Below are 11,903 nucleotides of genomic sequence, written 5' to 3' on the forward strand. Positions count from 1 at the left end.
CGTCAGAAGTCGCTATCGAGGCCGTCCTGGACCTGTTCGGCCGCACGCAGCACCGCGCGCGCCTTGTTCTCGGTCTCTTGCCATTCGGATTCGGGCACCGAGTCGGCGACGACGCCGGCTGCCGCTTGCACGTACAGGTTGCCGTTGTGGATCAGGCCCGTGCGGATCGCGATCGCGAGATCCATTTCGCCGGAGAACGACAGGTAGCCGACGGCACCGCCGTACAGCCCGCGCTTGATCGGCTCGAGCTCGTCGATCAGCTCCATCGCGCGCACCTTCGGCGCGCCGGACAGCGTGCCGGCCGGGAACGTTGCGCGCAGCACGTCGTAGTTTGTCATGCCGGGCTTCAGCTTGCCTTCCACCGAGCTGACGATGTGCTGCACGTGCGAGTACTTCTCGATCACCATCTTGTCGGTTACCTGCACCGAGCCGATTTCGGCGATGCGGCCGACATCGTTGCGCGCGAGGTCGATCAGCATCACGTGCTCGGCGATTTCCTTCGGATCGTTGAGCAACTCGGTCGCGAGTTCCGCATCGCGCTCGGGCGTGTTGCCGCGCGGACGCGTGCCGGCGAGCGGGCGGATCGTGACGATCTGGTCGTCGCCGCGCTTTTCCTGGCGTACCAGGATTTCCGGCGACGCGCCAACCACGTGGAAGTCGCCGAAGTTGTAGTAGTACATGTACGGCGACGGGTTCAGCGAACGCAGCGCGCGATACAGCGACAGCGGATTGTCGCGGTACGGTTTCGTCAGTCGCTGGCCGACCTGGATCTGCATCAGCTCGCCGGCCGCGACGTATTCCTTCGCCTGACGCACGGCGGCCAGATAGTCTTCCTTCTTGAACTCCCGGAACGTCTCGGTGCGCACGCTTGCCGACGTCACGGGCGGCTGCACGGTCGTGCGCAGGCGCTGCTTGAGCTCGCGCAGGCGCTGCTTCGCTTTCGTATAGGCTTCAGGCTGGGCCGGGTCTGCGTAGATGATCAGATAGAGCTTGCCGGCGAGGTTGTCGATCACCGCGACTTCCTCGGTCAGCAGCAGCTGGATGTCGGGCAGGCCGAGATCGTCGCGCGGCGCGGTGTTCGCGAGCTTCTTTTCGATGTAGCGCACCGCGTCGTAGCCGAAATAGCCGGCGAGGCCGCCGCAAAAACGCGGCAGGCCAGGACGCTGCGCTACCTTGAAGCGCGCCTGGAACGACTCGATGAATTCGAACGGATCGCCGTCGTGGGTTTCCACGACCTGACCGTCGCGCACCACTTCCGACACGCCGTTGCGGGTGCGCAGGAGCGTGCGTGCGGGCAGGCCGATGAACGAATAGCGGCCGAAGCGTTCGCCGCCGACCACCGATTCGAGCAGGAACGAGTTGGCGCCCGCGCGTTCGGGCTGGGCCAGCTTCAGGTAGAGGGACAGTGGCGTTTCGAGGTCGGCGAGCGCTTCCGCGATCAGCGGGATGCGGTTGTAGCCTTCGTTCGCAAGCGATTGGAATTCGAGTTCGGTCATGTTCCGGTCCTGTTCGGGACGAGCGGCGGAGTGCGCCAGGGATCACTTGACGCTGCGCGGGCTGCCGTCGGCGAAAGGGCGGTCGATCGAGAAGTGCCTGTTGCCGGCCGGCACTCCGGGCGTGAACGTCGCGAGCCTGCGGCCGATCCTGAACGCAAGCGTTCGGGCGCGGTAGAACTCGAGGTAGTGCGACGGTCGAAGCGCGGATGCGCAGCGAGATAAAAAACGGTGCTGAAGACGTGCTTCAGCGTACCTCATCGAAGAGGTTAGCGCGACCAGCGACGCCAGGGCCAGGCTCCCCGGTCGATGCTGCTCAGACTCCGTTTTTTATTCAGAAACATGCGGATGGAAGAAATAATCAGATGGTTGGCCGGCCGGCGTTGTGCGCGGTGATCGCGCGAGCTGCGACCAGCAACGAATCGACTATACCATCCGAATTTATCGTTTGTATAGCTTTGCCGTGGTTGTAGCCGTACGGCACCGTCAGTGTCGCCATGCCGGCCGCTCGGCCCGCCAGCGCATCGTTTTCCGAGTCGCCGATAGCGACCGCTGCGTCGGGCGCGACGCCGAGTGCATCGCACGCCGTGAGCATCGGCAGCGGATCGGGCTTCTTGCGCGCGACGCTGTCTCCGCCGAGCACGATCCCGAAGCGATCGATCAGTCCGTATTGCTCGAGGAGCTCGACTGCGAACCGGTGCGGCTTGTTCGTCACGCACGCGAGCCGGATGCCTGCCGCGCGCAATGCGTCGAGGCCGGCGGCAACCTCGGGGTAGAGGCGCGTGTGGCGGCCGTTGATCTTCGCGTATTCGGTCTGGTAGATCGCGAACGCGTCGTCGAAGCGCGCGTGCGCTTCGTCGGGCGTGAAGCGCGGCTTCAGCACGCTCTGGATCAGGTGCTCGGAGCCCTTGCCGATGTAGCCGATCACCTCGTCGCGCGACGTGGCCGGTGCGCCGAGCTGCGCGAGCATCCCGTTCAGCCCTGCCGTGAAATCGTCGACCGTGTCGACCATCGTGCCGTCGAGGTCGATCAGCGCCGCGTCGATGCGCGGCGCCGCGAAACGGATCGGGCCGTCGGCTTCGACCGGTGCGTGACCGGCCAGCGAGGAATCGGCCACGGCGTCAGCTCCGCTCGACGGTCGCGAGCGCGGCGCGCATCTCGTCGATTACCTTGCGGTAATCGGGCTTGCCGAAGATCGCCGAACCTGCGACGAACGTGTCCGCGCCGGCCGCTGCGATTTCCGCGATGTTGTCGGTCTTCACGCCACCGTCCACTTCGAGCAGGATCTCGCGGCCGGTACGCTCGGTGTACGCGTCGATGCGGGCGCGCGCTTCGCGCAGCTTGTTCAGCGTTTCCGGAATGAACGACTGGCCGCCGAAGCCCGGGTTCACCGACATCAGCAGCACGAAGTCGAGGCGGTCCATCACGTGGTCGAGGTAGTTCAGCGGCGTGGCCGGATTGAACACGAGCCCGGCCTTGCAACCGTGATCGCGAATCAGCGACAGCGTACGGTCGATGTGATCGGAGCCTTCCGGGTGGAAGCTGATCAGGTTGGCGCCGGCCTTCGCGAAATCGGGCACGATCCGGTCGACCGGGCGCACCATCAGGTGCACGTCGATCGGCACCTGCACGTGCGGGCGGATCGCCTCGCAGACGAGCGGGCCGATCGTGAGGTTCGGCACATAATGGTTGTCCATCACGTCGAAATGAATCCAGTCGGCGCCGGCGGCGACCACGTTGCGGACTTCTTCGCCGAGCCGTGCAAAGTCGGCCGACAGGATGCTGGGAGCGATGCGGAATTGAGTCATGACAGGGGAGCGGGGACGCTGCGGCGCAAAACCGCCATTCTACCGTCCGGCGACCCGGTGCGCGGCGACAGGCCGTGCGGTTGCGGCCCGATTCCGCATAGAATGCCGAACCAGTGCGGCGCGCCCGCGGCCCCGCCGCTCGAGTCGGCGCGGGCGGTTACCTACAGCGGAAACACCATGAGTCAGTATCAATTCACCGTTTCGGTGAAAACCAGCTACTTGCCGGAACAATCCGACCCCGATCGACGTCAATACGCATTCGCGTACACGCTGACGATCCGCAACACGGGACAGGTCGCGGCGCAACTGATCGCGCGTCACTGGATCATCACGGACAGCGACAACCACGTGCAGGAAGTGAAAGGGCTCGGCGTCGTCGGGCATCAGCCGCTGCTGCAGCCGGGGGAACAGTTCGAATACACGAGCTGGGCCGTGATCGCGACGCCGGTCGGCACGATGCGTGGCGCGTACTTCTGCGTGGCGGAGGATGGCGAGCGGTTCGACGCGCCGGTCGACGAGTTCGCGCTGCACATGCCGCGCACGCTGCATTGAGCGTGCGGGCGCGGGTCAGCGCGGCTGGCGGTCGTTGTTGCGGGCGTGCTTCTTCCTGCCCGACGACGTCCACACGACGATGAAGATCAGCAGAGCAAGCGCTACGAAAGCTTCGAGCGCGAAGATGAGCATCGGATATTGGTCGAGAAAATCTGACATGGCGGTTTCCATCAAGAACGGACATTGTATGTGGTTTGGGCCCCGGGTGGCCGGCTGGATGGCGGCAGCCGCAGCGGCGGTACTGCTTGCCGCATGTGGCGTCGCGCCGACACGGACGTCCGCGCTGAAGCCGCCGACTGGCGCGGCGATCGTGCCGGGGCAGATCGCCGCGAAGCGGCTCACGCCGGTTGCCTGGCAGCAGGTGCCGGGCTGGCAGGACGATTCGCTGATCGGCGCTACGGCCGCGTTGCGGCAGAACTGCGTGCGGCTCGCGCGCCAGCCGGCGTGGCAGCGCGCTTGCGCGGCCGTCGACCGCCTCGACGAGCTCGACGTCAGCAGCGCGCGCGCTTTCTTCGAAACGTATTTCACGCCGTTTCAACTGGCGAATACCGACGGCACGCTCGACGGGCTCGTGACCGGTTATTACGAACCGTTGCTGCACGGTTCCCGCGTGCGTCGCGGTCCGTATCAGTACGCGCTCTACCGCTGGCCTGCCGGCTATCGTGCCGGCGCCGCGCTGCCGCCTCGCGCACAGCTCGAGCGCGCCGGCATCCTGAACGGCAACGAACTCGTGTGGGTCGACGATCCGATCGAAGCGTTCTTCCTGCAGGTGCAGGGCTCTGGGCGCGTGCTGCTCGACGACGGCTCGGTGATGCGGGTCGGTTTTGGCGGCACCAACAACCAGCCATACCGTTCGATCGGCAGGTGGCTGCTCGATCGCGGCGAGCTGACGCCTGCGCAGGCGACGATGCAGGGCATCAAGGCCTGGGCGAAGGCGAACCCGACCCGCGTCGACGCGTTGCTCGACACCAATCCGCGATTCGTGTTCTTCCGCGACATGCCGACCAAGGAGGATGCGCCGCACGGCGGCGCGGACGGTCCGATCGGCGCGCTCGGCGTGCCGCTCACGCCCGAGCGCTCGATCGCGGTCGATCCGTCGTCGATTCCGCTCGGTACGCCCGTGTTCCTGCAGACCACGCGTCCGCTCACGAATACGCCGATGAACCGGCTCGTGTTCGCGCAGGACACGGGATCTGCGATCAAGGGCGGCGTGCGGGCCGACTATTTCTGGGGGCTCGGCGACGACGCTGGCGATCTGGCCGGGCGGATGAAGCAGATCGGCCGGATGTGGCTGCTGTTCCCGAACTCGTGATGCGCGGTGGTGCCGGCCGATACGACGTATGGTAGGCACGTCAAAACGAAACAGCCCGATCGGCCTGCCCGATCGGGCTGTTTTTTCTTGGGGTGCGGAATATTGCGCCGTGCGATCGGCGTGCCGCGGCGTGCGTCAGCCCTTGCGCTTGTCGACGACGCGACGCGCCTTGCCGACCGAGCGCTCGATCCCGTTGACGGGCAGCACGTTGATCACGGCCGTCACGCCGATCAGCGACTTGACGTCGTACGCGAGCGCCTGCCTGGCCGCGTCGATCGCCGCCGTGTCCGGGGCCGTTTCGGGGCACGGTTCGACGTTGAGCGTCAGCACGTCGAGCGGGCCTTCCTTCGTCAGTACGATCTGATAGTGCGGGGCGAGTGCGCGCTGCTTCAGCAGTTGCTCCTCGATCTGCGTCGGGAAGACGTTGACCCCCCGCACGATCATCATGTCGTCCGAGCGGCCGGTGATCTTTTCCATCCGGCGCATCGTGCGCGCGGTGCCGGGCAGCAGCCGCGTCAGGTCGCGGGTGCGGTAGCGGATGATCGGCAGTGCTTCCTTCGTCAGCGACGTGAAGACCAGTTCACCGAGTTCGCCGTCCGGAAGCACTTCGCCGGTTTCGGGGTCGATGATTTCCGGGTAGAAGTAGTCTTCCCAGATGGTCGGGCCATCCTTGGTCTCGACGCATTCCGAAGCGACGCCGGGGCCCATCACTTCGGACAGCCCGTAGATGTCGACCGCGTCGATTCCCATCCGCTGCTCGATCGCGACGCGCATGTCGTTCGTCCACGGCTCCGCGCCGAAAATACCGATGCGCAGAGAGCTTTGCGCGGGATCGAGGCCCTGCCGCTCGATCTCGTCGGCGATCGACAGCATGTAGCTCGGCGTCACCATGATGATGTCGGGACGGAAATCCTGGATCAGTTGCACCTGCTTCTCGGTCTGGCCGCCTCCGAACGGAATCACCGTCAACCCCGCGCGTTCGGCGCCGTAGTGTGCGCCGAGCCCGCCGGTGAACAGCCCGTAGCCGTAGCTGACGTGGACCTTGTCGCCGCGGCGCGCGCCGGCCGCGCGGATCGAGCGCGCGACGAGATTCGCCCACGTGTCGATGTCGCGCGCCGTATAGCCGACGACGGTCGGCTTGCCGGTCGTGCCCGACGACGCATGAATGCGCGAGATCTGGTCCTGCGGCACCGCGAACATTCCGAATGGATAGCTGTCGCGCAGGTCGCTCTTGGTCGTGAACGGGAAGCGTGACAGGTCGGAGAGTGTCTTCAGGTCGTCGGGGTGCACGCCCGCTTCGTCGAATTTGCGGCGATAGACGGGGGAATGTTCATACGCATGCCGGAGCGACCACTTCAGGCGTTCGAGCTGCAGCGCGGTCAGCTCGTCGCGTGAGGCGGTCTCGATCGGCTCGAGCGGTAGCGGGGTTGTCATGCGTGTCTCCAGTGTTTGTTGTGAGCGAGCCGTGGACGTCAGCGATCTTCCGGAAGAACCGTGCCCTTGATCTGGGCCGATTTGCCGCGAAACATCGCGACGGTTTCGCCGGCCTGGTTCGTGACGCGGATGTCGTAGATCCCGTGCCGGCCGCTGCGCGTCTGCTCGATCGCCTCGGCCGTCAGCAAGTCGTTGCCGTGTACGGGGCGCAGGTATTCGATCGAGCAGCCGGCCGCAACGGTATTCAGGTTGTACGAATTGCATGCGAACGCGAAGGTCGAATCGGCGAGCGTGAAGATGATTCCGCCGTGGCAGGTCTGATGCCCGTTCAGGAACTCCGGCCGCACGCGCATCTGCAGGCGGGCGTACCCGGCACGCACCTCGGCGATTTCCATCCCGAAAGCGCGGCTGCAGGCGTCCGCGTCGTACATGGCCTGCGCCGTGGCGAGGGCGAGCGAATCGGGGTCGAGCGTGTTGGTGGCGTTTGTCATGTCAACGCCCCTCGAAGCGCGGTGCACGCTTCTCGATGAATGCCTGGACGCCTTCCGCGTAGTCGTGCGACTGGCCGAGCTTGCGTTGCAGGTCGCGTTCCAGGTCGAGCTGCTGGTCGAGCGTGTTCGTGACGCTGTCGCGCATCGACTGCTTGATCGATGCAATCGCGAGCGTCGGCTGCTGCGCGAGCTGGGTCGCGACCTGACGGGCCGACGCGGCGAGCGCGTCGTCGTCGACCGCGCGCCAGATCAAGCCCCATTTCTCGGCCTGTTCGGCGCCGAGCTTGTCGCCGGTGAGAGCAAGCCCGAGTGCGCGCGCCATGCCGACGCGTTGCGGCAGAAACCATGTGCCGCCCGAATCGGGCACGAGCCCGATCTTGACGAAGGCCTGGATGAAGCTGCTCGAGCGCGCGGCGAACACTAGATCGCATGCGAGCGCGAGATTCGCGCCGGCGCCGGCCGCCGTGCCGTTGACCGCGGCGATTACCGGAATCGGCATGCGCTGCAGGCGGCGGATCAGCGGATTGAAGTGCTCTTCGATCAGCGTACCGAGGTCGGTGGCGGCTCCCGGCGTGAAGTCGAGGTCGGCCAGATCCTGGCCCGCGCAGAAGCCGCGCCCTGCACCCGTCAGGATCAGCGCATGCGCGCCGGCTGCTTCGACTTCATCGAGTGCCGACTGCAGTTCGCGGTGCATCGCCCGCGTGAAGCTGTTCAGCTTGTCCGGACGGTTGAGCGTGATCGTGGCCACGCGGGCAGCCTGATCGATATCCAACTGGATCGCCTGATATGACATGCAGTGTCTCCTTCATGACTTCGTTATAGGCGCGCGGCGCGACGGTTACACGCGTTCGATCGCGATCGCGATGCCCTGGCCGACGCCGATACACATCGTACAGAGCGCAAAGCGGCCGCCCGTACGCTCGAGCTGGTGAAGCGCCGTAGTTACGAGCCGGGCGCCCGATGCGCCGAGCGGATGGCCCAGCGCGATCGCACCGCCGTTCGGGTTCACGCGCGGATCGTCGTCGTCGATGCCGAGCATGCGCAGCACCGCGAGACCTTGCGACGCGAATGCTTCGTTCAGCTCGATCACGTCGAACTGGTCGATCGTCATACCGAGCTGGCGTAGCAGTTTCTGCGTGGCCGGCGCGGGGCCGATGCCCATCACGCGCGGTTCGACACCGGCGGTCGCCATGCCGGCGACGCGTGCGCGGCGGCGCAGCCCGTACTGTTCGGCGGCTTCCGCGTTGGCGAGGAGCAGCGCGCACGCGCCGTCGTTGACGCCCGACGCATTGCCGGCCGTCACCGAGCCGTCCGGGCGCACGACGCCTTTCAGTTTCGCGAGCGCTTCGAGCGACGTTTCGCGCGGATGCTCGTCGAGGGACACGACGAGCGCGTCACCTTTCTTCTGCGCAATCGTGACCGGCACGATTTCCGCGGCGAGCGTGCCGTCCTGCTGGGCGCGGGCGGCCTTCTGCTGACTGCGCAGCGCGAACAGATCCTGGTCGGCGCGGCTGATGTTGTAGTCGAGCGCGACGTTTTCGGCCGTTTCGGGCATCGAATCGACGCCGTATTGCTGTTTCATCAGTGGATTGACGAAGCGCCAACCGATCGTCGTGTCGAAAATGGCGGCCTGGCGCGCGAACGCGCTCGCGGCCTTGCCCATCACGAACGGCGCACGCGTCATGCTTTCGACGCCGCCCGCGATCATCAGGCGTGCCTCGCCTGCCTTGATTGCGCGCGCGGCCGTGCCGACCGCGTCCATGCCCGAGCCGCACAGGCGGTTCAGCGTCGTGCCGGGCACGGCAGTCGGCAGACCCGCGAGCAGTGCGGACATGCGCGCGACGTTGCGGTTGTCCTCGCCGGCCTGGTTCGCGCAGCCATAGATCACGTCGTCGATCGCCGACCAGTCGACGTTGCTGTTGCGTTCGATCAGCGCCTTGAGCGGCACCGCGCCGAGATCGTCGGCTCGAACGTCTTTCAGGGCGCCGCCGTAGCGGCCGATGGGGGTGCGAATCGCGTCGCAGATGTAGGCGTCAGTCATGGGCGTATCGATGGGCAACGAACTCGCCGGTTGGCGGATTCGTTCATGGTAGAGAACGTGGCGGCGTTTGCACGTCGGCCATTCGGGTTATGCCGTTTGGCCGGCTTCCGCAGGCGCTGCCTTCGGCGCAACATGGACGCGGCTTTGAACCACACGGAACCGGTTGGCGACGAATGCCGGATCGGCCAGCGCCGCGTTGGCGGCCGGGTTCGCGCCGGTGCCGTGGAAGTCGGAGAACGCGGCCGACTGGTTCACGAACACACCGCCCGTCAGGTTGATCGACAGCGCAACGCCGCCGCGTACTGCTGCATCGTGCGCGGCGTCGAGAATCCTGTCGTCGGTGCTGTAGACGGAGAGCGTCAGTGCGCCGTGCTCGGCGGCGATCTCGCCGGCGAGATCGAGCGACTGTGCGGTCGAGTCGGTCGCGATCACGAACGAGATCGGGCCGAACCACTCCTGCGTGAATTTTTCGCGGTCGGCCACGTCGAGCTGCAGCACGAGCGGTGTGCGCACGCGGGCGTCAGGGAACGAGGGGTGCTGAAGCGCCTGGCTGTCGGCGAGCACACGGCCGAGCTTGCGGGCGTCGTCGATGCGCGCAGTCACGCCGTCGTTCTGGATCGCGCCGATCAGTTCGACCGAGCGTGCCGGGTCGCCGGTGAGCTTTTGTACGGAGAGGGCGATTGCCTGGGCGACTTCGTCGAAGCTCGCGTGGCCGTCCGCAGTGCGGATGCCGTCGCGCGGCACGTAGATGTTCTGCGGCGCAGTGCACATCTGACCGGAGTACAGCGCAAGTGAGAACGCGATGTTCTTGGCCGCGGCCTTCAGGTCGTCGGTCGAGTCGATCACGATCTGGTTGACGCCTGCCTTTTCCGTATACACCAGCGCCTGATGAGCGTTGCGTTCGAGCCACGTGCCGTTTTGCGTACTGCCCGTGAAGTCGATCAGCTTGATTTCCGGGCGCAGTGCGAGATCCTGCACGAGTGCGCCGTCGTTCGGCTCGGTCGCGAGGAGCGTGACGACGTTCGGATCGAAGCCGGCTTCGCGCAGTACGTCGCGCGCGATGCGGACCGTGATCGCGAGCGGCAGGATCGCGCCCGGATGCGGTTTGACGATCACCGTGTTGCCGGTCGCCAGGTCCGCGAACAGGCCGGGGTAGCCGTTCCACGTCGGGAACGTGCAGCAGCCGAGCACGAGACCGGTGCCGCGCGGCACGATCGTGTAGCGCTTGTGCATCGCGAGCGGCGGGTTCTTTCCTTGCGGCTTTTCCCAATGCGCGTCGGCCGGGATACGGCGCAGCTCGTCCCATGCGTAGGCCACTGCTTCGAGCGCACGATCCTGCGCGTGCGGGCCGCCGGCTTGGAACGCCATCATGAATGCCTGGCCGGTGGTGTGCATCACGCTATAGGCAATTTCGAAGCTCGCGCGATTCAGGCGGGCGAGGATTTCGAGGCTGACACCGATCCAGGCCGTGGGGCCGGCTTCGCGCCACACGCGTTGAGCGGCGGTTGCCGCGGCAATGAGCTCGTCGGGCGTCGATTTCGGATAGCGGATGCCCAGCTTGATCCCGTACGGCGATTGCTCCGCGCCGACCGTCTCGCCGGACGCCGGCTGGTCGAGTGCGAACGTGTTGTCGAGATGCGCCTTGAATGCGGCCTCACCATCGGCGTTGGCGCTTTCCCCGTACACTTTGGGACTCGGCATTTCGGCGAACGGGCTCCAGTACCCGCGGCTCTCGATGGCGGCGAGGGCGTGTTTCAGCGTGTCTTCGTGCTTCGTGAACAGTGCATGGGTCATGACGGCGGCCTGATGGACGTTGAGAGGAATTGGATCGATTAATTAACCGACCGGTTGGTCGGAGAATGGTAGCATCAAACTATTCGCATGTGCGAGGCGTTTCTCATTTCATTGATCGAGGAGAAATAGATGTCTTACGAGAACATCCTGGTGGAGACCCGGGGGCGAGTCGGGCTGGTCACGCTGAATCGTCCGAAGGCGCTGAATGCGCTGAACGATGCGCTAATGGATGAGTTGGGCGCCGCACTGCGGGCGTTCGATGCGGACGACGGCATCGGTGCGATCGTCGTGACGGGGAGCGAGAAGGCATTCGCAGCCGGTGCCGACATCGGCATGATGGCGACCTATTCCTATATGGACGTCTACCGCGGCGACTACATCACCCGCAACTGGGAGGCCATCCGCGAGATCCGCAAGCCGATCATTGCTGCCGTGTCGGGTTTCGCGCTCGGCGGCGGCTGCGAGCTTGCGATGATGTGCGACATCATCTTCGCGGCGGATACCGCCAAGTTCGGCCAACCAGAGATCAAGCTGGGCGTGATGCCGGGTGCCGGTGGTACGCAGCGTCTGCCGCGCGCGGTGTCGAAGGCGAAGGCGATGGACATGTGTCTGACCGCGCGCTTCATGGATGCAGCCGAGGCGGAGCGCGCGGGGCTCGTGTCGCGTGTGCTGCCGGCCGACAGGCTGCTCGACGAGGCGATTGCTGCTGCGACGACGATCGCCGAGTTTTCGCTGCCGGCAGTCATGATGGTCAAGGAGTCGGTGAACCGCGCGTACGAAACGACGTTGGCCGAAGGCGTCCATTTCGAGCGGCGGTTGTTCCATTCGCTGTTTGCGACGGAAGATCAGAAGGAAGGGATGGCCGCATTCGTCGAGAAGCGCAAGCCGGAGTTCAAGAACCGCTGATTCGGCTGCGGCGGGGCGTTGCAGCGCGAGCGGCGGGCAGCAGTCGCCGGCGCGATCTCGCGATGCTGAGAT

General features: G+C 65.7%; 12 protein-coding genes. 3 read left to right on the plus strand and 9 right to left on the minus strand.

The genetic code is table 11. The features are described from left to right. Nucleotides 1–2 precede the first annotated feature (2 nt). The 3 genes from trpE to rpe all read right to left on the minus strand — a co-directional run bounded on the left by trpE (nucleotide 3) and on the right by rpe (nucleotide 3,301). On the minus strand, nucleotides 3–1,496 hold the full coding sequence (gene trpE / locus J7024_RS13340; RefSeq protein WP_124828593.1) for an anthranilate synthase component I: 1,494 nt from the start codon (nucleotides 1,494–1,496) through the stop codon (nucleotides 3–5). Between the two features lie 358 nt (nucleotides 1,497–1,854). Continuing rightward, the gene (locus tag J7024_RS13345) at nucleotides 1,855–2,610 is read right to left on the minus strand and encodes a phosphoglycolate phosphatase (RefSeq protein ID WP_124828592.1); all 756 of its coding nucleotides are present in this window, start codon (nucleotides 2,608–2,610) and stop codon (nucleotides 1,855–1,857) included. A gap of 4 nt (nucleotides 2,611–2,614) precedes the next feature. Beyond that, a complete protein-coding gene (rpe, locus tag J7024_RS13350) occupies nucleotides 2,615–3,301 on the minus strand; it encodes a ribulose-phosphate 3-epimerase (RefSeq protein WP_011883156.1) in 687 nt (228 codons plus the stop codon). 177 nt (nucleotides 3,302–3,478) lie between these two features. Between rpe and apaG the strand changes: the two genes are divergently transcribed. Next, nucleotides 3,479–3,853, plus strand: coding sequence for a Co2+/Mg2+ efflux protein ApaG (apaG, locus tag J7024_RS13355; RefSeq protein WP_014898204.1), 375 nt, complete (start codon nucleotides 3,479–3,481; stop codon nucleotides 3,851–3,853). 15 nt (nucleotides 3,854–3,868) lie between these two features. On the opposite strand, the gene J7024_RS13360 is transcribed toward apaG, so the two are convergent. Further along, nucleotides 3,869–4,012 (minus strand): hypothetical protein, encoded by a 144-nt coding sequence (locus tag J7024_RS13360; protein WP_014898203.1) that lies wholly within the window; start codon nucleotides 4,010–4,012, stop codon nucleotides 3,869–3,871. Between the two features lie 28 nt (nucleotides 4,013–4,040). On the opposite strand from J7024_RS13360, the gene mltA reads away from it, so the two are divergent. Further along, complete coding sequence (gene mltA / locus J7024_RS13365; protein ID WP_233409941.1) at nucleotides 4,041–5,165, plus strand: murein transglycosylase A; 1,125 nt, start codon at nucleotides 4,041–4,043, stop codon at nucleotides 5,163–5,165. A gap of 135 nt (nucleotides 5,166–5,300) precedes the next feature. Here the strand turns inward: mltA and paaK are convergent, their stop codons facing one another. The 5 genes from paaK to paaN all read right to left on the minus strand — a co-directional run bounded on the left by paaK (nucleotide 5,301) and on the right by paaN (nucleotide 10,925). Then, on the minus strand, nucleotides 5,301–6,599 hold the full coding sequence (paaK, locus tag J7024_RS13370; protein ID WP_124828590.1) for a phenylacetate--CoA ligase PaaK: 1,299 nt from the start codon (nucleotides 6,597–6,599) through the stop codon (nucleotides 5,301–5,303). Nucleotides 6,600–6,637: 38 nt separating this feature from the next. Beyond that, a complete protein-coding gene (paaI, locus tag J7024_RS13375) occupies nucleotides 6,638–7,090 on the minus strand; it encodes a hydroxyphenylacetyl-CoA thioesterase PaaI (protein ID WP_124828589.1) in 453 nt (150 codons plus the stop codon). A gap of 1 nt (nucleotide 7,091) precedes the next feature. Continuing rightward, entirely contained in the window at nucleotides 7,092–7,883 is a 792-nt protein-coding gene (gene paaG / locus J7024_RS13380) for a 2-(1,2-epoxy-1,2-dihydrophenyl)acetyl-CoA isomerase PaaG (protein WP_124828588.1), read from the minus strand. A 45-nt stretch (nucleotides 7,884–7,928) separates the two neighbouring features. Further along, a complete protein-coding gene (pcaF, locus tag J7024_RS13385) occupies nucleotides 7,929–9,131 on the minus strand; it encodes a 3-oxoadipyl-CoA thiolase (RefSeq protein WP_124828587.1) in 1,203 nt (400 codons plus the stop codon). An 87-nt stretch (nucleotides 9,132–9,218) separates the two neighbouring features. Further along, nucleotides 9,219–10,925, minus strand: a complete 1,707-nt coding sequence (gene paaN / locus J7024_RS13390) for a phenylacetic acid degradation protein PaaN (RefSeq protein WP_124828586.1) — start codon at nucleotides 10,923–10,925, stop codon at nucleotides 9,219–9,221. A gap of 129 nt (nucleotides 10,926–11,054) precedes the next feature. Between paaN and J7024_RS13395 the strand changes: the two genes are divergently transcribed. Continuing rightward, nucleotides 11,055–11,831 (plus strand): enoyl-CoA hydratase, encoded by a 777-nt coding sequence (locus J7024_RS13395; RefSeq protein WP_124828585.1) that lies wholly within the window; start codon nucleotides 11,055–11,057, stop codon nucleotides 11,829–11,831. Nucleotides 11,832–11,903 lie beyond the last annotated feature (72 nt).

Source organism: Burkholderia sp. WTPI3 (assembly GCF_021483755.1).
In the GTDB taxonomy this organism is placed as follows: domain Bacteria; phylum Pseudomonadota; class Gammaproteobacteria; order Burkholderiales; family Burkholderiaceae; genus Burkholderia.